Below are 18,749 nucleotides of genomic sequence, written 5' to 3'. Positions count from 1 at the left end.
GGAGTTTTGTGTGAGCACGACAGAACCCGGCGCCGGCCACGGCCGCACGGAATTGTACGAACTGCGGCACATCGCCGATCCCAAAGCCGCCCGTATATTCGCCAAATGCGAATTCCGCAATCCCACCGGAAGTCACAAGGACCGGGTCTTCTCCTACATGATCGACGAGCTGGAGAAGGCCGGAACGATCAGCCCGGGAATGACCCTGGTCGAATGCTCGACCGGAAATGGCGGCGCCGCACTGTCCCGGGTCGGCGCACAGCGCGGATACCGCATTGTCATCGTCATGCCGGAGGGCATGACCGAAGAACGCCGTAAACAGATCGCGTCATGGGGCGGCACGGTCGTGGAAACCTCGGCCGACGGCTTCCTGCTGGAGGGCGAGGAAACCGCCAGGCGGTACGTCGCCGGGCACCCCGGCAGCCACTTCCTCGACCAGTCCACCAACGAACTGAACTGGCGCGCCTGGCGTGCCTGCGGCCGCGAGATCGTCGCCGACCTGCGCGCGGCGGGCGTGGTCCCCGGCCACTTCGTCTGCTCCATCGGCACCGGCGGCACGTTCACCGGCATCGCCGACGTCCTCAAGGACACCCACCCGGGGCTGCGCACGTGGGCCGTCGAGGTGGACCGCTCGGCCGCCCTGTACGCCAAGCGCAACGGCCTGCCCTTCGAGCACCACACCCACAACATGATGGGCCTGGGGCCCGGCAAGGTGCCGTCCAACCTGCGCGAGGAACTCGTCGACGAGGTCGGGCTGATCACCGGCGACGACGGCTGGACCACCATGAAACGCCTCGTCTCCGTGGAGGGGCTGCCCGTCGGGCCCACCGCGGGCGGCAACGTCTTCGCCGCCCAGCGGCTGGCCAGGACGCTGCCGCCCGAAGAGGTGGTGGTCACCGTGCTGTTCGACTCCGCCTGGAAGTACTTCAGCATCTGGGACGGCCGGTACGCGCAGTACGGCACGGAGGCGGAGACGTGACCGCCGGGTGCCCGCCCGCGGCGGAGCCGGACATCGCGGGGCGCCTGGCCGCCGTCGGCCGCCGCATCGGCCTGGCCTGCGCGCGGGCCGGGGCGCCGCCCGGGGGCGTACGGTTCGTCGCCGTCAGCAAGTTCCACGGCACGCCCGCGCTCGCCGCGGCCCTCGAAGCCGGGCACCGGCACTTCGGCGAGAGCCGGGTGCAGGAGGCGCAGGGCAAGTGGCCGCCGCTGCTGGAGCGTCACCCCGGCACCGCGCTGCACCTCATCGGCCCGCTCCAGACCAACAAGGCGGCCGCGGCCGTCCGCGTCTTCGACGTCGTACACAGCCTGGACCGGCCCCGCCTGGCCGCGGCCCTGGCCGCCGCCATGGAGCGCACCGGGCGCCGCCCGGACTGCTTCGTGCAGGTCAACACCGGTGGCGAACCGCACAAGAGCGGAGTGCCCGTCGCGGAGGCGGAGGCGTTCGTCAAGGAGTGCGTGGGCACGTACGGGCTGCCCGTCGTCGGCCTGATGTGCATCCCGCCGTACGGCAGCGACCCGCGCCCGCACTTCGGTCTGCTGCGGGCGCTGGCCGCCGAATACGGCCTGCGGGAGCTGAGCATGGGCATGAGCGCCAGCTTCGAGGCCGCGGTGGCCGAGGGCGCGACCACGGTCCGGGTCGGCGAGGCGGTCTTCGGGCCGCGCCCGCGCCCCTGAGGAGACGCCGTGACCGCGCTGTTCGTGTTCAGTCTCTTCTCCGCCCTGGTGGACGTCTTCGCCTCCGAACGCCTCCAGCATGTGGACCCGGGGAGCGTGGCCGCGGTCTCCTTCACCCTCACCGGAGCGTTCTTCTGCCTGCTGACCGCCGTCCGGCTGCGCCCGGCCCGGCTGCTCGCGGTCGTCCGGGCGCACGCCGCCGACCTGGCCGTCCTCAACGTCACCACCGCCGTGACCTGGCTGGCCCTCCTGTACGCCCTCAAGCTCATGGAACCGGCCGTCACCAACGTCGTGTCGATCGCCATCGGCCCCGCCTTCACCGTCCTGCTCCAGGCCCTGTGGTGGAAGCGGGATCGCGTCCTGCCGGGCGAGCTCCTGTCCGCCGCCGGCATCCTGCTGACCCTGGCCGGCCTGGTCTGGGCGTCGCTGGACGGCCGCAGCGGCGTGGGCGACCGCGCGGCCCTGGCCATGACGCTGGGCCTGTGCGCCGCGGTCGCCTCCGGCGCCGGCGGGGCCGCCAACGTCGTCTTCTCCGCGCGCCTGGGTGCGGCAGGGGTGGACGTGCCCACCGTCATGGGCCTGCGGTTCGGCCTGGTGGCGGCCGTCGGCTGGCTGCTGGCCGGCTTCTCCGGCGCCGGGCAGCTGGGCCGGGCGCTGGTGCCGGGCGCGGTGGTGGCCGTCATCGGCGTAGCGATCCCCGCCTATCTGGTGCAGATCGGGGTGCGCAAGGTGACCCCGATGACCGCGTCCATGATCTGCGCGCTCGCCCCCGCCATGACCCTTCTCATCCAGTCGGCCGACTCCCGGCTGACCTTCTCGGTGCCGTCGACCCTCGGCATCGCCGTGATCACCGTCTTCATCGCGGCCGGGCTGCTGGCCCGCCGGGGCGCGGCCCCGGCCGCGGTGGTCCAGGAAGGCAAGACCCATGCAGTGTCTGATCGTTGACGCCTACTCCTCCGGCCGCTTCCTGCCCGCCGCCCTCGCCGAACGCGGCGTCAAGTGCGTCCATGTGCAGAGTTCGCCCGCCATCTCCGACCACCTGCAATGGACGTTCCCTGAGGGGGCGTTCACCGAGACCCTGACGTACGACGGCGACCTGGAAGCGCTGCTGGCGGCGGTGCGCCCGGCCGCCCCCGCCTTCGTCCTGCCCGGCAACGAGACCGGTGTCGACCTCGCCGACACCCTCGCCCGCCGCCTCGGCCTGCCGGGCAACACCCGGTACGAGCGGCGGGTGCGGCGCGACAAGTACGACATGGCCATGGCGGTCCGGGCGTACGGGCTGCGCGCCCCCGACACCCTGCGCACCGCCCGCTTCGACACCGCCCTCGCCTGGGCCAAGGCACACGGCCGCTGGCCGCTGGTGGTCAAGCCCGCCGACAGCGCGGGCACCGACAACGTCTTCTTCTGCGCCGACCCGGTCGAGCTGTGTACCTCGTTCGGCCACATCCTCAGCTCGGCAAACATCGAAGGCGCCCGCAACGAGACCGTCGTCATCCAGGAGCACCTGACGGGCACCGAGTACTTCGCCAACACCGTCAGCGTCGCCGGGCGCCACCACATCGCGGAGATCTGGCGCTACCACAAGCGGCGCGGCCGGGGCGGGGCGGCGGTCTACGACTACGAGGAGCCGCTCGCCGCCGGCGACCCCGCTGCCGCCGCCCTCAAGCCGTACCTCCTGGGCGTCCTGGACGCGCTCGGCGTGCGGTACGGGCCCGCCCACTCGGAGGTCATGCTGACCGCAGAGGGGCCCGTCCTGATCGAGACCGGCGCCCGGCTCGCCGGCAGCATCCTGCCGCACGTGGTCAGCCGCTGCTTCGGCACCAACCACGTGGAGCTGACCGCCCTGGCGAGCAGCGACCCGGCCGCCTTCGCGGGCCGTACCGCGCGGCCGGCCGAGCCGCGCACCGGGCTGCGCTACGTCTCGCTGATCTCCCCGTTCGCGGGCCGGCTGAGGTCGCTGGCGGGTTTCGAGCGGCTGCGCGAGCTGCCCTCGTACGCCGACCACTTCCTCGGCGTCCGGGCCGGCGAATACCTCAGCCCCACGGTGGACGCGGCGACGTCGCCCGGCGTCTGCTACCTCCTGCACGAGGACGAGCGGCAGATCGAGGCGGACTACCGGCGGCTGCGCGCGCTGGAACGCGAGGAGCCCGGCGGCCTTTACGAGATCGAGCGGACGCGGTGAACGCCCGGGGGCCGGCCGGCCACCGGCCTACAGGCCGAGCTTGGCCTCCAGCGCCTTGGCCACCGCGTCCTTGTCCCCGTCCAGCTCGGTGTCGGCCACCGCCTGCCGGCCAAACGCGAACAGGAGCAGTTCGCCCGGCTCGCCGGTGACCGTGACGACCGGGGTGCCACGGTGGGCGACCACCGTCCGGCCGTCCGGGCGGCGCAGCACCAGCCCCACCGGCGACCTGCGCCCCAGCAGCCGTGCCATCTTCTCCAGGCGCGACCACAGCACGTCCGAGAAGACCGGGTCCAGCTCGCGCGGCGCCCAGTCGGCACGGGCCCGCCGCACGTCCTCGGAGTGGACGAAGAACTCCACGGTGTTGGCCGCCTCGTCGACCTGCTTGAGCGCGTACGGCGAGAAGCGGGGCGGGCCGGTACGCACCAGCCGCAGCAGCTCGTCGTACGGCTTCGCGGCGAACTCCCGCTGCACCCGCTCCAAGCGGCCCGCCAGCGGCTTGAGCACCAGGCCCCCGGCGGCGTCCGCGCGCCGCTCGCGCACCACCACGTGGGCGGCGAGGTCCCGGGTGGCCCAGCCCCCGCACAGCGTCGGTGCGTCGGGCCCGGCGCCCTCCAACAGGTCGGCAAGGAGCAGCCGTTCACGCTTCGCATGGGTCGACATGCGCCCAGCCTACGGCCGGGGCACGGCGGGTGCCACGGCGCCGCGCGGCAGGCCGTCCGTCAGCCGCGCAGCAGCAGTACCGCGGCGACCACCAGCCCCGCGGCGAAGATCGCGAGCAGCACCACCGACGCGACCTTCGCCGTGCGGTCGGCGTCCGGAGGCGGCGGCTGGCGGGTCATGGGTGCAGCATGCCGTACGCCGGCCGCACCCGGCGCACCAGCGGTCCCGCGCACGGCACGCCCCGCGCACGGCACAATGGAGCCATGAGCAGCCGCGTCCTGGATTCCCAGCTCGACCCCGCCGTCGCCGCCCGCCTCAAGCGCGACGCCGACGGCCTGGTCCCCGCCATCGCCCAGCAGTACGACACCGGCGAGGTGCTGATGCTCGGCTGGATGGACGACGAGGCGCTGCACCGCACGCTCACCACCGGCCGCTGCACGTACTGGAGCCGCAGCCGCCGGGAGTACTGGGTCAAGGGCGACACCTCCGGACACGTCCAGCACGTGAAGTCCGTCGCCCTGGACTGCGACGCGGACACGATCCTGGTGCAGGTCGACCAGGTCGGCGCGGCCTGCCACACCGGCGCCCGCACCTGCTTCGATGAGGATGTGCTCACCGAAGGGCAGTAGGCTCCGCGCCATGACCTCGGGAACCACCGGCACCGCCACACCGGACCTGGAGAACTTCCGCACGCTCGCGAAGGACCGCAGGGTCATCCCCGTGACCCGGCGCCTGCTCGCCGACGGCGACACCCCGGTGGGCCTCTACCGCAAGCTGGCCGCCGAACGGCCCGGCACCTTCCTGCTGGAGTCCGCCGAGAACGGCCGCACCTGGTCCCGCTACTCCTTCGTCGGCGTACGCAGCGCCGCCACCCTGACCGTGCGCGACGGGCAGGCCCACTGGCTGGGCACCCCGCCGGTCGGCGTGCCCACCGAAGGCGACCCGCTCGCCGCGCTGCGCGCCACCGTCGAGGCCCTGCACACCCCCAGGGACCTGATCGAGGGCCAGGGCCTGCCGCCCTTCACCGGCGGCATGGTCGGCTACCTCGGCTACGACATCGTGCGGCGGCTGGAGAAGATCGGCGACAGCACCGCCGACGACCTCGGGCTGCCCGAGCTGACCATGCTGCTCACCTCCGACCTGGCCGTACTGGACCACTGGAACGGCACGGTCCTGCTCATCGCCAACGCCATCAACCACAACGACCTGGAGACGGGCGTGGACGAGGCGTACGCGGACGCGGTGGCCCGCCTGGACGCCATGGCCTACGACCTGGCCCGCCCGGCCCCCGCGAGCGCCGCGGCCCTGCCGCCCTCCGAACTGCCCCCGTACACCGCGCAATGGGGCGGGCCCGCCTACCAGGAGGCGGTCGAGGACGTGAAGGAGCGCATCCGCGCGGGCGACGCCTTCCAGGTCGTGCCCTCGCAGCGCTTCGAGACCGAGTGCACCGCCTCGGCACTGGACGTCTACCGGGTACTGCGCGCCACCAACCCCAGCCCGTACATGTACCTGCTCCGCTTCGAGGACGGCGTCGACATCGTCGGGTCCAGCCCCGAGGCGCTGGTCAAGGTCGAGAACGGGCAGGCCACCCTGCACCCCATCGCCGGCACCCGGCCGCGCGGCGCCACCGTCCCGGAGGACCAGGCCCTCGCGGACGAGCTGATGGCCGACCCCAAGGAGCGCGCCGAGCACCTGATGCTCGTCGACCTCGGCCGCAACGACCTGGGGCGGGTCTGCGAGCCCGGCAGCGTCGAGGTCGTCGACTTCATGTCCGTCGAGCGCTACAGCCACGTCATGCACATCGTCTCCACGGTGACCGGGCGGCTCGCGCCGGGCCGCAGCGCCTTCGACGTGCTCACCGCCTGCTTCCCCGCCGGCACCCTCTCCGGCGCGCCCAAGCCGCGCGCCATGCAGATCATCGAGGAGCTGGAGCCGACCCGGCGCGGCCTGTACGGCGGCTGCGTCGGCTACCTGGACTTCGCCGGCGACTCCGACACCGCCATCGCGATCCGTACCGCGCTGCTGCGGGACGGCACGGCGTACGTCCAGGCGGGCGCGGGCGTCGTCGCGGACTCCGACCCGGTGGCGGAGGACACGGAGTGCCGCAACAAGGCGGCCGCCGTGCTGCGGGCCGTGCACACGGCCAACGGCCTGGGTGCCTGAGCAGGGCCTTCGCGGGACGGAGGCACCGCGCCCGGCGGGTACGGGCGCGGCCTCCGTACAGTGGTAGGCGTGACTGCCGTAGACCACCCCAGCGCCGACGTGATCGCGACCCCGTCGGCCAAGCCCGCGCGCAGCGGGAAGAGCCTGGCACTCGCGCTGATCTCCGGCGCGGCCGGGGCAGCCGTCGTGCTGCTGGCCTCCGGCCGCACCTGGGCCAGGGCCACCGCCGTCGTCGCCCAGGGAGAGCTGCCGCAGACCGCGTCGGGCCAGGACGTCACGGGCGTGCCCGGCGCGCTCGCCATCGTCGGCCTGGCCGCCCTGGTCGCCCTCTTCGCGGTGCGCGGGGCGAGCCGTACGGCGGTCGCCGCGCTGCTCGCCCTCAGCGGCCTGGGCACGGTCGTCGGCGCCTACCTGGGCATTTCCGACACCGCCGCACTCCGCGAGAAGGCGGCCACCGCGACCGGCCTGTCCGACGCGGGCGTGCAGGACGTCTCGCACACCTTCTGGCCGTGGACGGCGGTCGCGGGCGGTGTCCTGCTGCTGGCCGCCGGCGTGCTGGCACTGCTGTACGGGCGGTACTGGCCCGCGATGTCGGGGCGCTACGAGCGCGCCGGCGCGGCCCCCCGCGGCCCGCGCCGCGCCGCCCCCGCCGACCCGGACCGCCCGGAAGAGATGTGGAAGTCCCTGGACCGGGGCGAGGACCCGACCCGGTAGTGGCCGGGCCCCGGCCATCGGGGACAATGGACGGCGAGGGATCACCGCGCCCGACTCAGGCGCGAAAAAGCTACGAGGAGCACTCATGTCGAGCAGTGGCCACGGACACACTCCCGCCGCCTGGACCGGCGTCATCATCTCGTTCATCGGCTTCTGCGTCGCCGGCGCCTTCATCGTGCTGGCGAACGTGCCGGGGTTCTGGGCGGGCATGGTCCTGATCGGCCTCGGTGCCGTGGTCGGCGGCGTGATGCGCGCGATCGGCATGGGCCAGAGCGGCAAGAAGGGCGCGACGGCCCACGGCCAGGCCAAGGCCCGGCCCCAGGAGGGCTGAGGCGGCGCCGGGCCCCGGCCCGGCAGCGGATCCTGTGACGGCGCGGCTTCCCGGCCCGCACGGACGAGGTGCCCGGCGGCACCACCCGTACGGCGGCCGGGAAGTCGCGCCGTCGTCCGTCCGGCGCCACCATCGGCACCGTGAGCGAACCGGTGGCCCCCGTCCGTGGACCGGCATCCGTGTCCGGCCCCGTCCGGCGGCTGGCGGCGCCGCTCGGAGCGCTGGCGGCCGCCGCCGCGGCCTTCGCCGTGGTGGGCCTCGTCGATCCCAACGAACCCGGCCACTACCCGGTCTGCCCGCTCCTCCACCTCACCGGCATCTACTGCCCCGCCTGCGGCGGGCTGCGCAGCGCGCACGCCGTCGTGCACGGTGACCTGGGCACGGCCGCCGGTGCCAATGTGCTCGCGGTCGCCGGGTACGCGGTGTGCGCGCTCTTCTGGGCGGTGTGGGCCGTACGGGCCGCGCGCGGCCTGCCGACGGCGGGGCCGCGGCCCAGGGCGGTTCACTGGTGGGCGCTGGGCGGGCTGCTGCTCGTCTTCACGGTCGTGCGCAATCTCCCCTTCGGGGCGTGGCTGAGCCCGTAGGGCCGCTCTGTTTCCGTCTTTTTATTCGCCCCTTATCTGTCCAGGTAGTGGGACCGCCGTCAACCGGATGCGAGACCTTCGGCCCTCGCCGGATACCATCGGAGAGCCTGACAGGGCGACACGCGCCCCGAGGGCGACTGTCCCCTCCACCGCTCAAGAAGGAGGCCGCTCGCGTGAGTGTGCTCGACGAGATCATCGAGGGAGTCCGCGCAGACCTTGCCGAGCGGCAGGCGCGGGTCGGCCTCGACGAGCTCAAGGAGCGGGCCCTCAAGGCGCGCCCGGCCAAGGACGGGGTCGCGGCCCTCAAGGGCGACAGTGTCACGGTGATCTGCGAGGTCAAGCGCTCCAGCCCCTCCAAGGGCGCGCTCGCCGCCATCGCCGACCCGGCCGGCCTGGCCGCCGACTACGAGGCGGGCGGCGCGGCGGTCATCTCCGTACTGACGGAGCAGCGCAAGTTCGGCGGCTCGCTGGCCGACCTGGAGGCCGTCCGGGCCAAGGTCGACATCCCCGTACTGCGCAAGGACTTCATCGTCACCGCCTACCAGCTGTGGGAGGCCCGCGCGTACGGCGCCGACCTGGCGCTGCTGATCGTCTCCGCGCTGGAGCAGGAGGCGCTGGTCTCGCTGATCGAGCGGGCCGAGTCGATCGGGCTGACGCCGCTGGTCGAGGTGCACGACGAGGAAGAGGCCCAGCGGGCCGTGGACGCCGGCGCGCGGATCATCGGGGTCAACGCCCGCAACTTGAAGACCCTTGAGGTCGACCGCGGGAACTTCGCGCGGATCGCGCCGGAGATCCCGGACCACATCGTCAAGATCGCCGAGTCCGGTGTGCGCGGGCCGCACGACCTGATCGCCTACGCCAACGACGGCGCCGACGCCGTACTGGTCGGCGAGTCGCTGGTGACCGGCAAGGACCCGAAGACCGCCGTCGCCGACCTGGTCGCGGCCGGTTCGCACCCCGCCATCCGGCACGGGCGGGGCTGACTCCTCCCATGACCGCCGCCCGCCTCCACCGCCACGGCCCCGGGCCTCTCCCGGGCCCGTCCGGCGTGCTCGCCGCGGCCGGTGCCGCGCGCGATCCGCACGCGGCGCTGGGGCGCGGCTGCCGGCCGCGTGGCTGCCGGGCGCCGGCGCGCCGGGTGCACGGGCGGCGGGTCAGGTATCACATCGGCGCGGAGCCGGGCCAGATCAACGGCAGGCGATGGCGCCGTAACGGCGCGCTGTAACCGCTCGTCGCCGGGCGTGGGCCAGGGCTTCCTGCCGGGAGTCGCGCCCCGCCGCCCGCACGCGCAGCGCTCCGTCACGCCACACTCCGCTCCGCCGTTCCCTCTCGGTACGGGAGGCACGCGGGGTGGTCGAGGCGTACCGCATGCTGTGATGCCCGCATATCCATACTTCCGGGGCCTGTGCCCCGATCGAGGAGTACGTCGGATGTCTTCTGATTTCTTCATCCCGGACCCGGAGGGCCAGGTCCCGGACGCCGGTGGGTACTTCGGCGCCTTCGGCGGCAAGTTCATCCCGGAGGCGCTGGTCGCCGCGGTGGACGAGGTGGCCGCCGAGTACGAGAAGGCCAAGGCGGACCCGGCCTTCGCCGCCGAGCTGAACGACCTGATGGTCAACTACACCGGCCGGCCCAGCGCCCTGACCGAAGTGCCGCGGTTCGCCGGACACGCCGGCGGCGCCCGGATCTTCCTCAAGCGCGAGGACCTGAACCACACCGGCTCGCACAAGATCAACAACGTGCTGGGGCAGGCGCTCCTCACCCGGCGCATGGGCAAGACCCGCGTCATCGCCGAGACCGGCGCGGGCCAGCACGGCGTGGCCACCGCCACCGCCTGCGCCCTCTTCGGCCTCGAATGCACCATCTACATGGGCGAGATCGACACCGAGCGCCAGGCCCTGAACGTCGCCCGGATGCGGATGCTCGGCGCCGAGGTCATCGCCGTGAAATCCGGCAGCCGCACCCTCAAGGACGCCATCAACGAGGCGTTCCGGGACTGGGTCGCCAACGTCGACCGCACCCACTACCTCTTCGGCACGGTCGCCGGGCCGCACCCCTTCCCGGCCCTGGTCCGCGACTTCCACCGGGTCATCGGCGTCGAGGCGCGCCGCCAGATCCTGGAGCGCGCCGGGCGCCTCCCCGACGCCGCGGTGGCCTGCGTCGGCGGCGGCTCCAACGCCATCGGCCTGTTCCACGCGTTCCTCCAGGACGCCTCCGTACGGCTCGTCGGCTGCGAGCCCGGCGGCCACGGCGTCGAGACCGGCGAGCACGCCGCCACCCTCACCGAGGGCACCCCCGGCATCCTGCACGGCTCCCGCTCCTACGTCCTCCAGGACGAGGACGGCCAGATCACCGAGCCGTACTCGATCTCCGCCGGGCTGGACTACCCGGGCATCGGCCCCGAGCACTCCTACCTCAAGGACAGCGGGCGCGGCGAGTACCGCGCCGTCACCGACGACGCGGCGATGCAGGCGCTGCGGCTGCTGTCGCGGACCGAGGGCATCATCCCGGCCATCGAGAGCGCGCACGCGCTGGCGGGCGCGCTGGAGCTCGGCCGCGAACTGGGCGAGGACGGGCTGATCCTGGTCAACCTGTCCGGGCGCGGCGACAAGGACATGGACACCGCGGCCCGCTACTTCGGGCTGTACGGGGCGCCCGCCGACGACGTGGTCGAGGCGGACGACACCGACGCCACGGACACCGCGCTCGGCGCGCACGACGAGGGGAGCAAGTGATGGCGGGCAACCTCCAACTGCTCGGCAGCACCCTGGCCGCGGCCAAGGAGGAGAACCGGGCCGCGCTGGTCGGCTACCTGCCGGCCGGCTTCCCGACCGTGGACGGCGGGGTACGGGCCGTCACGGCGATGATCGAGGGCGGCTGCGACGTCGTCGAGATCGGGCTGCCGCACAGCGACCCGGTCCTGGACGGCCCGGTCATCCAGACCGCCGACGACATCGCGCTGCGCGGCGGCGTCAAGATCAAGGACGTCATCCGCACGGTCGGCGAGGTGCACGCGGCGACCGGCGCGCCGGTGCTGTGCATGACGTACTGGAACCCCGTGGACGCGTACGGCGTCGAGCGGTTCGCCGCCGACCTGGCCGCCGCGGGCGGCGCCGGGTGCATCCTGCCCGACCTGCCGGTCGAGGAGTCCGGGGTGTGGCGCGCGGCCGCCGGGCAGCACGGTCTGGCCACCGTGTTCGTGGTCGCGCCGAGCAGCCGGGACGAACGCCTGGCGAAGATCACCGCGGCGGGCAGCGGGTTCGTGTACGCGGCCTCGCTGATGGGCGTCACCGGCACCCGCGAGTCGGTCGGCCGCGAGGCGCAGGACCTGGTCGCGCGCACCAGGGCCACCACCGACCTGCCGGTCTGCGTCGGCCTCGGCGTCTCGAACGCCGAACAGGCCGCCGAGGTCGCGCAGTTCGCGGACGGGGTCATCGTCGGGTCGGCCTTCGTCAAGCGGCTGCTGGACGCCGGGGACGACCTGGAAGCCGGCCTCGCGGGCGTCCGCGAGCTGGCGGGCGAACTGGCGGCCGGGGTGCGCAAGCGGGGCTGACGCGCGCCGGTGTCCCTCGTTAGGACGAAGAACGCGGCGGAGGGGTGCGACGGCGCCCCTCCGCTTCGTTGTTCAGGGGCGTGAGCCAGAACAATCAAGACAAAAAGAACAGTGCCCGTGAGCGGCTGCAAGCCCAGCGGGCGAAGGAAAAGGCGCGCGAGCGGCGCAGCCGGCAGTGGAAGGTCGGCGGGGCCGTGGTGGCCGTGCTGGTCGTGGCCGGCGGCATCGGCGTCTGGGCGGCCTCCTCCGGCGACGACTCCGGCGGCACCGGCGCGGTGGCCGTGCCCAAGGGGGCGCAGGACAGCGACAAGCCCGCGGTGCCGGTCGGCAAGAAGGAGGCCCCGGCCACGCTCACCGTGTGGGAGGACTTCCGCTGCCCCGCCTGCGCCCAGTTCGAGAAGGGCTTCCGCGGCGCCATCCACGAGCTGGAGGACTCCGGGCAGCTCAAGAGCGACTACCACCTCGCGACGATCATCGACGCCGGCATGGGCGGCAAGGGGTCCGTCACCGCCGCCAACGCCGCGATGTGCGCCCAGGACGCGGGCCGCTTCCGCGAGTACCACGACGTGCTGTACGACAACCAGCCGCCCGAGCAGCAGGACCGGTTCGCCGACAAGAAGTACCTGATCGAACTGGCCGGTAAGGTCCCCGGACTGGCCGGTGACGCCTTCACCCGGTGCGTCAACGACGGCAAGTACACCGACTTCGTGCACAAGTCCAACAGCGCCTTCACCAACACCGGGTACCGCGGGACACCGACGGTCCTGCTGGACGGCAAGAACCTGGCGGACGAGAAGAACCTCACTCCCGACCAGCTCAAGCAGAAGGTGCGGGACGCCGCCAAGGACAAGAACAAGAGCAAGGACAAGAGCAAGAACGAGGGCACGGGCGCGGGCGCGAGCCACGGAGCCGGTACGGGGCACGGCGCCGGTACGGGGCACGGCGCCGGGGCCGGTGCGGAGCACCCGGGCGGGGCGGCGAGCGGGGTGCCGGCTCCGTAAGGGTCGTTACACAGCCGTAGCCGGGTGGGTTGTCGCCGTGCCCACCTGGCGCGGTAGCGTCGTCCCTGCCATGGACCTCGCATTCATTCCCAGCCCCTCGACCGGTGTCGTCTACCTCGGCCCGATTCCGTTGCGCGGCTACGCTTTCTGCATCATCATCGGCGTCTTCGTCGGTGTCTGGCTCGGCAACAAGCGCTGGATCCAGCGCGGCGGCCGCTCCGGGACCGTCGCGGATATCGCCGTGTGGGCCGTGCCCTTCGGGCTCGTCGGCGGCCGCCTCTACCACGTCATCACGACGTACGAGCCGTACTTCGGCAAGGGCGGCCACCCCCTCGACGCCTTCAAGGTCTGGGAAGGCGGCCTCGGCATCTGGGGCGCCGTCGCGCTCGGCGCGCTGGGCGCCTGGATCGGCTGCCGGCGGCGCGGCATCCCGCTGCCCGCCTACATGGACGCGCTGGCGCCGGGCCTCGCGCTGGGCCAGGCGATCGGCCGCTGGGGCAACTGGTTCAACCAGGAGCTGTACGGCCGCGCGACCGACGTCCCGTGGGCGTTGAAGATCGCCGACGATCCGTCCATCGGCCGGGTCGGCGGCACCTACCACCCGACGTTCCTCTACGAGTCGCTGTGGTGCGTCGGTGTCGCGCTGCTCGTGATCTGGGCGGACAAGCGCTTCAAGCTGGGCCACGGGCGGGCGTTCGCGCTGTACGTGGCGTCGTACTGCGCGGGCCGCGCCTGGATCGAGTACATGCGGGTGGACGAGGCCCACCACATCCTGGGCCTGCGCCTGAACGTGTGGACCGCGCTGATCGGCCTGGTCGTCTCCGTCGCCTACCTGGTGATCTCCGCGAAGAAGATCCCGGGCCGCGAGGAGGTCGTCGAGCCGGGGGCGCAGGACGCGGTCACGGACGGCGGGGACGCCGAGGACCCGCAGGACGCCGGGACCGGCAAGGACGCCAAGGCGGCCAAGACCGTCAGGAGCGCCGCGAAGCTGACGAAGGACACCGGGGCCAAGAGCGGCAAGGAGTCCTGACGCACGGCGCCGCACCGCCCGGCCGGAGGCCGCACCGACCCGATGGGGCCGGGGCGGCCTCCGCCGTTTCCTGCGGGCTCACCGGGGCCGGCGGGTCGCGAGCGCGAGGACCCGGCGCGCCGCTGCGACCACGGCCGCGTCGACGAAACGGCCGTCCGGCAGGGCGCAGGCACCGGTGCGGGCGGCCGCCGCCCGCACCACCTCCACGGCCCCCTCGACCTCCTCGGCGGTCGGCAGGAAGGCCCGTTCGATCACCGGTAGTTGGCGGGGGTGCAGCGCGGCCCGGCCGAGGAATCCCATGGCCCGGCCCCGCGCGCACGAGAGCGCCAGCGCCTCGGTGTCGCGCACGTCGGTGAAGACCGACTGCGGCGGGGGCGGCAGCCCGGCCGCGCGGGCGGCGACCACCGTACGGCCGCGGGCCCAGCCGAGCCCGTCCTCGTCCCGTACGCCCAGCTCGGCCCGGAGGTCGGCCTCGCCGAGGGAGATGCCGCACAGCGCCGGGTGCGCGGTGGCGACGGCGAAGGCGTTCTCCACGCCGAGCGCGGTTTCGAGCAGCGCGTACAGCGGGGGCACCCCCTCCGCGCGGCCTGGGCAGGCCGCGGCCGCCCAGGCCGCGGCGCGGCCGACGTCGGCGGCCGTGCACACCTTGGGCAGCCGCAGCCCCGCCAGCGCGGGCAGGGCCGCGAGCAGCCGGATCTCCGTCGCGGCGCGCGGGCCGGTGAGCGCGTTGACACGGACGTGGAGCGCGGGGGTGCCCGTGGGCCGGGGTTCGGCGAGCAGCTCGGCGGTGGCCCGCAGGGCGTAGGTCTTGCGGTCGGCGGCGACCGCGTCCTCCAGGTCGATCACGACCGCGTCGGCCCCGGAGGCCAGCGCCTTGGCGACCGTCCCGGGGCGGTCGCCCGGCACGTACAGCCAGGTCAGCGGCGGGACGGCGGCCGGTGCCGCGGTGGCGGTCATACGGCGCCCTCGGCGCGCAGGGCGGCGACGCGCGCCGCCGGGAGACCGAGCAGGCCGGTCAGCACCGCGTCCGTGTCCGCGCCGTGCGGGCGGCCCGCCCACCGGATGGCGCCCGGCGTCGCGGAGAGCCGGAAGAGGACGTTCTGCATCCGGATGGTGCCCAGTTCGCCGTCCGGGACCTCGGTGATCGAACCGAGCGCCCGGTACTGCTCGTTCGCCATCACCCCGCGGACGTCGCAGACCGGCGCCACCGCCGCCTCGGCCCGTTCGAACGCGGCCACCACCTCGTCCGCGCCGTGCCGCGCTATCCACCCGCCGACCGCCGCGTCCAGCTCGTCGGCGTGCCGGGCCCGCCCCGAGCCGGTCTCGAACCACTCCTCGGCGGCGAACTCCGGGTGGCCGACCAGGCGCAGCACCCGCTCCGCCACGGACCGGGTGGAAGCGGAGACGGCCAGCCAGGCGCCGTCGGCGGTCCGGTAGGTGTTGCGCGGGGCGCTGTTGGCGGAACGGTTACCGGTACGCGCCTGGACGTGGCCGAGCTGGTCGTACCAGAGGGGCTGCGGGCCCAGGACCGTCAGCATCGGCTCGATGATGGCGAGGTCCACGACCTGGCCACGGCCGGTGCTCTCCCGGCCGCGCAGCGCCGCCAGCACGGCGAACGCGGTGGTCAGCGCGGCGACGGAGTCGGCGAGGCCGAACGGCGGCAGCGTCGGCGGGCCGTCCGGCTCGCCGGTGAGCGCGGCGAAGCCGCTCATCGCCTCGGCGAGGGTGCCGAAGCCGGGGCGGTGGGCGTACGGCCCGAACTGGCCGAACCCGGTGACCCTGGCGAGCACCAGCCCCGGCTGGGCGGCGGCCAGCTCCGCCGGGCCGAGGCCCCACTTCTCCAGGGTGCCGGGCCGGAAGTTCTCGATCACGACGTCCGCGGTGGCGGCCAGGCGCAGCAGGACGTCCCGGCCGCCCGGGGTGGCGAGGTCGGCGGTGACCGTCTGCTTGTTGCGGCCGAGCAGTTTCCACCACAGCCCGACGCCGTCCTTGGCGGGGCCGTGCCCGCGGGACGGGTCGGGGCGCCGGGGGTGCTCGACCTTGACGACCTCGGCGCCGAAGTCGCCGAGCAGTGTGGCGGCCAGGGGCCCGGCGAACAGCGTGGCCAGGTCGAGGACGCGCAACCCGGCCAGGGGGCCGGGGGAGGGGGCGGCCGGCGGTGCGGGCTGCTCGGGTGGCCGGCTTCCTGGGGGCTGGTGCACGGGGCGCCTCGCTTTCTCGCGGTGCGGGGGGAGTGGGGCGGGGCCGGGGACCGGGGTGCTCATGGCGCGGCGGGGCGGCCGGCGACCAGTGCCGCCGTGCGGTCCGCGAGGGCGTCGAAGCCGATGCCGTCCAGGCCGCCGACGGTGGTGGCGAGGCGGTTGCGGAGCGGTGCCGTCCAGCGGGCGGGCAGCGCGTCCGGCGACCCCGCGAGGAGACCGGCGACCGAACCGGCCGTGGCGCCGTTGGAGTCGGTGTCCCAGCCGCCGGACACCACCCGGCAGACGGAGCCGGTGAAGGCGCCGCCGGCATGGGTGAGGGCGGCGGCGAGCAGGGCCGCGTTCGGTACGACGTGCACCCAGTGGTGGTGTCCGTACGCGAGGTGGAGCCGGTCGACGACGGCCGCGAAACCGGCGTCGGTCCCGGTGGGTTCGGCGCGCGCCGTCTCGATGCCGAACCGTACGGCCGTGGCCAGGCGGGACCGCCCGGGTACGACGGCGAGCCCGGCCCGCAGGCAGCCGTGCACGTCCGTGTGCCCGCCCGCCGCCTCGGCGATGGCAGCCGCCGCGAACATCGCGCCGTACACGCCGTTGGCGGTGTGGCTGAGCGTCGCGTCCCGCCAGGCCGCCTCCGCCGCGCCGGCCGGGTCGCGGGGGTGGGTCAAGCCGAAGACGTCCGCCCTGATCAGCGCGCCGATCCACTCCCGGAAGGGGTTGCGGTGGGTCGCGGTGTGCGGCGGTTCGATGCCGTCCAGGAGGTTGCGGTACGCCACGCGCTCGGCGGTGAACGTCCGCCCGGCGGGCAGTTCGGCGAGCCAGAGCCTGGCCACGTCCGTGGTGCGGAAGCCGTGGCCGTGGCGCTGGAGGAGCAGGAGTCCGAGCACCGGGTAGTCGAGGTCGTCGTCCTCGGGCATGCCGTCGATGTTCTCGGCGAGCGAGGTGGCGCGGCTGCTCCGGTTCCACGGGTAGCGGGCGGCGAGCGCGGGGTCCAGGCCGACGGCGGTGAACCAGTCGTGCAGCGGCCAGTTGCCGGTGGCGCGGGCGAGCGCCCGGATGCCGGCGAGCGGCAGCTTCTCGACCGGCTTGCCGAGCAGGCACCCGGCCGCCCGCCCCAGCCAGGCGGCTTCCAGGCGGGGGCGCAGCGCCTGGGGCGGGTCGGGTGCGGTGGCGGGCTTGGCCGGCCAGGAGGGGCAGGCGGCTTTGATCGCGGGCAGGTCGGTGGGTTCGTCGGCGGCCAACGGGGAGGGGAGCGCGGCGAGTTCGGCGAGCAGCCGGTCGGCCAGGGCGCGCAGCCGCGGGTCGGCGGGCCGGGGGGAGGCGCCGGACCGCGCGGGGGCGGGGCGGCCGCCCGCCGTGTACCACCGGTGTTCGACGGCCGAGGCGTCCCGCCCGTCCTCGGCCGCCTGCCGCAGTTCGTGCCCGATCAGATCTTCGGGCTGCACCCAGGTCAGCCGCAGCGCGCCGGGGGTCCCGCCCGGCTGCCGGCGGGCCATCACGCACCCGCGATCGCGGCGAAGGCGCGCTCGTGGCCGAGCCGTCGCCGCCGGTCCTTGGCGAAGACCTCGCGGGCGACCCCGGCCAGCGCCACGGCCGGGGCCCGCAGGTCGAGCCGGCTCGCACGGGCGACGTCAGCGGCCCAGTCCGGCGGGATCGCGCGCTCGCCGTGCAGGGCGCCCGCGAGCGCGCCGCTCATGGTGGCGATGGAGTCGCAGTCGCGCCCGTAGTTGACCGAGCCCAGGACCGTACGGCGGAAGTCGCCCGCGCCGACGAGCAACATGCCCAGGGCGACGGGCAGTTCCTCGATGGAGTGCAGCCGGGACGGGCGGCGCGCCCCGAGGGAGGGCTCCCGGTAGGCGGGGCCGACGGTGTCGAAGGGCGCGACGGCCGCGCGCAGCGGCTCCAACGCGGACTCGAAGTCCGTGTGGTCCCCGGCCGCGGCGCAGACGGCCTCCACGGCGGCCCGCGTCCCGTCCTTCGCGAGGCACAGCACGTCCTCGGCCACGGAGGCGGGCGTGGCCCCCGGCTTGAAGGCGGCGGCCACGGCGGCCGCGAAGACGCCCGCCGCCTCCCGCCCGTACGAGGACTGGTGGGCGCCGGCGATGTCCAGCGCCTCCGCGTAAGCCCCTTCGGGGTGACCGGCGTTGACGATGCCGACCGGCGCCATGTACATCGCGGCACCGCAGTTGACGATGTTGCCGACGCCCGCCTCGCGCGGATCGGCGTGTGCGTAGTGCAGCCGGGCCACGAGCCACTTCTCGGCGAGGAAGAGGCGGTGCAGCGGCAGCGCCTCGGCCTCCAGTTCGGGAATCCAGCGGGGGGTGCCCATCAGGTCGGGCACCAGGTGCTCGGCGACGGCGTACGCGTCCAGGTGGTCGCGGACCTTCTCGTAGACCCGCACCAGCGCGTGCGTCATGAGGGTGTCGTCGGTGACGTGCCCGTCGCCCTTGTGGTACGGCGCGATGGGGCGCGCGGTGCGCCAATCGTCGTGGAAGGGGCCGACGATGCCGGTGACGCGGCCGCCGTGCCGCGCCACGATCTGCTCCGGTGTGCACCCTTCGACGGGCCCGCCGAGGGCGTCACCGACCGCGGCGCCGGCCAGGCAGCCGGTCGCGCGGTCCTCCAGGGACGGGCAGGGGGATGCGGGATGCGTCATGGCCGG

20 protein-coding genes are annotated in these 18,749 nt (G+C 74.2%); 15 read left to right on the top strand and 5 right to left on the bottom strand.

Features of this window, described 5'->3' with window-relative positions; translation table 11 throughout:
• Positions 1-10: 10 nt before the first annotated feature.
• From ACH4OW_RS24780 to ACH4OW_RS24765, 4 genes are read left to right on the top strand one after another with little or no spacing between them, the layout of a single operon-like run.
• Positions 11-979 (top strand): PLP-dependent cysteine synthase family protein, encoded by a 969-nt coding sequence (locus ACH4OW_RS24780; protein WP_398030064.1) that lies wholly within the window; start codon positions 11-13, stop codon positions 977-979.
• A complete protein-coding gene (locus ACH4OW_RS24775; protein WP_398030063.1) occupies positions 976-1,674 on the top strand; it encodes a YggS family pyridoxal phosphate-dependent enzyme in 699 nt (232 codons plus the stop codon). Before ACH4OW_RS24780 ends, ACH4OW_RS24775 begins: the two co-directional genes overlap by 4 nt.
• Positions 1,675-1,683: 9 nt before the next feature.
• On the top strand, positions 1,684-2,619 hold the full coding sequence (locus ACH4OW_RS24770) for an EamA family transporter (protein ID WP_398030062.1): 936 nt from the start codon (positions 1,684-1,686) through the stop codon (positions 2,617-2,619).
• Positions 2,600-3,856, top strand: a complete 1,257-nt coding sequence (locus ACH4OW_RS24765) for an ATP-grasp domain-containing protein (protein ID WP_398030061.1) — start codon at positions 2,600-2,602, stop codon at positions 3,854-3,856. Before ACH4OW_RS24770 ends, ACH4OW_RS24765 begins: the two co-directional genes overlap by 20 nt.
• 27 nt (positions 3,857-3,883) lie before the next feature.
• Here ACH4OW_RS24765 and ACH4OW_RS24760 read toward each other — a convergent pair whose 3' ends face one another.
• Positions 3,884-4,516, bottom strand: a complete 633-nt coding sequence (locus ACH4OW_RS24760; RefSeq protein WP_398030060.1) for a TIGR03085 family metal-binding protein — start codon at positions 4,514-4,516, stop codon at positions 3,884-3,886.
• Between the two features lie 263 nt (positions 4,517-4,779).
• On the opposite strand from ACH4OW_RS24760, the gene hisI reads away from it, so the two are divergent.
• From hisI to lgt, 11 genes are all read left to right on the top strand, one after another.
• A complete protein-coding gene (gene hisI / locus ACH4OW_RS24755; protein ID WP_360134521.1) occupies positions 4,780-5,145 on the top strand; it encodes a phosphoribosyl-AMP cyclohydrolase in 366 nt (121 codons plus the stop codon).
• A 10-nt stretch (positions 5,146-5,155) separates the two neighbouring features.
• Positions 5,156-6,679 (top strand): anthranilate synthase component I, encoded by a 1,524-nt coding sequence (locus ACH4OW_RS24750; protein WP_360134518.1) that lies wholly within the window; start codon positions 5,156-5,158, stop codon positions 6,677-6,679.
• Positions 6,680-6,748: 69 nt separating this feature from the next.
• The gene (locus tag ACH4OW_RS24745; RefSeq protein WP_398030059.1) at positions 6,749-7,393 is read left to right on the top strand and encodes a TIGR02234 family membrane protein; all 645 of its coding nucleotides are present in this window, start codon (positions 6,749-6,751) and stop codon (positions 7,391-7,393) included.
• An 85-nt stretch (positions 7,394-7,478) separates the two neighbouring features.
• The gene (locus ACH4OW_RS24740; protein WP_360134515.1) at positions 7,479-7,724 is read left to right on the top strand and encodes an HGxxPAAW family protein; all 246 of its coding nucleotides are present in this window, start codon (positions 7,479-7,481) and stop codon (positions 7,722-7,724) included.
• A gap of 140 nt (positions 7,725-7,864) precedes the next feature.
• Complete coding sequence (locus ACH4OW_RS24735) at positions 7,865-8,308, top strand: DUF2752 domain-containing protein (RefSeq protein ID WP_360134512.1); 444 nt, start codon at positions 7,865-7,867, stop codon at positions 8,306-8,308.
• 173 nt (positions 8,309-8,481) lie between these two features.
• Positions 8,482-9,291, top strand: a complete 810-nt coding sequence (gene trpC / locus ACH4OW_RS24730; RefSeq protein ID WP_398030058.1) for an indole-3-glycerol phosphate synthase TrpC — start codon at positions 8,482-8,484, stop codon at positions 9,289-9,291.
• 8 nt (positions 9,292-9,299) lie between these two features.
• The gene (gene trpM / locus ACH4OW_RS24725) at positions 9,300-9,533 is read left to right on the top strand and encodes a tryptophan biosynthesis modulator TrpM (protein ID WP_398030057.1); all 234 of its coding nucleotides are present in this window, start codon (positions 9,300-9,302) and stop codon (positions 9,531-9,533) included.
• 205 nt (positions 9,534-9,738) lie between these two features.
• Positions 9,739-11,043 carry a tryptophan synthase subunit beta gene (trpB, locus tag ACH4OW_RS24720; RefSeq protein WP_398030056.1) on the top strand — a complete coding sequence of 435 codons (1,305 nt, stop codon included), beginning with the start codon at positions 9,739-9,741 and terminating at the stop codon, positions 11,041-11,043.
• Positions 11,043-11,861: a tryptophan synthase subunit alpha gene (gene trpA / locus ACH4OW_RS24715; RefSeq protein WP_398030055.1), complete on the top strand. Its 819-nt coding sequence runs from the start codon at positions 11,043-11,045 to the stop codon at positions 11,859-11,861. Before trpB ends, trpA begins: the two co-directional genes overlap by 1 nt.
• A gap of 80 nt (positions 11,862-11,941) precedes the next feature.
• Positions 11,942-12,862 carry a DsbA family protein gene (locus tag ACH4OW_RS24710; RefSeq protein ID WP_398030054.1) on the top strand — a complete coding sequence of 307 codons (921 nt, stop codon included), beginning with the start codon at positions 11,942-11,944 and terminating at the stop codon, positions 12,860-12,862.
• A 70-nt stretch (positions 12,863-12,932) separates the two neighbouring features.
• Positions 12,933-13,892 carry a prolipoprotein diacylglyceryl transferase gene (gene lgt, locus ACH4OW_RS24705; RefSeq protein WP_360134494.1) on the top strand — a complete coding sequence of 320 codons (960 nt, stop codon included), beginning with the start codon at positions 12,933-12,935 and terminating at the stop codon, positions 13,890-13,892.
• Between the two features lie 78 nt (positions 13,893-13,970).
• On the opposite strand, the gene ACH4OW_RS24700 is transcribed toward lgt, so the two are convergent.
• Genes ACH4OW_RS24700 through ACH4OW_RS24685 form a run of 4 tightly spaced genes read right to left on the bottom strand, consistent with a single transcriptional unit; the run spans position 13,971 to position 18,743 of the window.
• A complete protein-coding gene (locus ACH4OW_RS24700; RefSeq protein WP_360134491.1) occupies positions 13,971-14,849 on the bottom strand; it encodes an aldolase/citrate lyase family protein in 879 nt (292 codons plus the stop codon).
• The gene (locus ACH4OW_RS24695; protein WP_398030053.1) at positions 14,846-16,156 is read right to left on the bottom strand and encodes a CaiB/BaiF CoA transferase family protein; all 1,311 of its coding nucleotides are present in this window, start codon (positions 16,154-16,156) and stop codon (positions 14,846-14,848) included. Before ACH4OW_RS24695 ends, ACH4OW_RS24700 begins: the two co-directional genes overlap by 4 nt.
• The gene (locus tag ACH4OW_RS24690) at positions 16,153-17,583 is read right to left on the bottom strand and encodes an ADP-ribosylglycohydrolase family protein (RefSeq protein WP_398030052.1); all 1,431 of its coding nucleotides are present in this window, start codon (positions 17,581-17,583) and stop codon (positions 16,153-16,155) included. The genes ACH4OW_RS24695 and ACH4OW_RS24690 overlap by 4 nt, the downstream gene beginning before the upstream one ends.
• Positions 17,583-18,743, bottom strand: coding sequence for an ADP-ribosylglycohydrolase family protein (locus ACH4OW_RS24685; protein ID WP_398030051.1), 1,161 nt, complete (start codon positions 18,741-18,743; stop codon positions 17,583-17,585). The genes ACH4OW_RS24690 and ACH4OW_RS24685 overlap by 1 nt, the downstream gene beginning before the upstream one ends.
• Positions 18,744-18,749 lie beyond the last annotated feature (6 nt).

Origin of the sequence: Streptomyces sp. NPDC017056 (assembly GCF_044332485.1) — a bacterium.
Lineage (GTDB): Bacteria > Actinomycetota > Actinomycetes > Streptomycetales > Streptomycetaceae > Streptomyces.
This window is presented reverse-complemented; position numbering and strand designations above follow the sequence as displayed.

Coding starts and splice junctions, on each gene's coding strand:
- trpB (WP_398030056.1), top strand. CDS start 9,739: ATGTCTTCTGATTTCTTCATCCCGGACCCGGAGGGCCAGGTCCCGGAC.
- ACH4OW_RS24690 (WP_398030052.1), bottom strand. CDS start 17,583: ATGGCCCGCCGGCAGCCGGGCGGGACCCCCGGCGCGCTGCGGCTGACC.
- trpM (WP_398030057.1), top strand. CDS start 9,300: ATGACCGCCGCCCGCCTCCACCGCCACGGCCCCGGGCCTCTCCCGGGC.
- trpA (WP_398030055.1), top strand. CDS start 11,043: ATGGCGGGCAACCTCCAACTGCTCGGCAGCACCCTGGCCGCGGCCAAG.
- ACH4OW_RS24740 (WP_360134515.1), top strand. CDS start 7,479: ATGTCGAGCAGTGGCCACGGACACACTCCCGCCGCCTGGACCGGCGTC.
- ACH4OW_RS24685 (WP_398030051.1), bottom strand. CDS start 18,743: ATGACGCATCCCGCATCCCCCTGCCCGTCCCTGGAGGACCGCGCGACC.
- ACH4OW_RS24750 (WP_360134518.1), top strand. CDS start 5,156: ATGACCTCGGGAACCACCGGCACCGCCACACCGGACCTGGAGAACTTC.
- ACH4OW_RS24695 (WP_398030053.1), bottom strand. CDS start 16,156: ATGAGCACCCCGGTCCCCGGCCCCGCCCCACTCCCCCCGCACCGCGAG.
- lgt (WP_360134494.1), top strand. CDS start 12,933: ATGGACCTCGCATTCATTCCCAGCCCCTCGACCGGTGTCGTCTACCTC.
- ACH4OW_RS24760 (WP_398030060.1), bottom strand. CDS start 4,516: ATGTCGACCCATGCGAAGCGTGAACGGCTGCTCCTTGCCGACCTGTTG.
- ACH4OW_RS24700 (WP_360134491.1), bottom strand. CDS start 14,849: ATGACCGCCACCGCGGCACCGGCCGCCGTCCCGCCGCTGACCTGGCTG.
- ACH4OW_RS24765 (WP_398030061.1), top strand. CDS start 2,600: ATGCAGTGTCTGATCGTTGACGCCTACTCCTCCGGCCGCTTCCTGCCC.
- hisI (WP_360134521.1), top strand. CDS start 4,780: ATGAGCAGCCGCGTCCTGGATTCCCAGCTCGACCCCGCCGTCGCCGCC.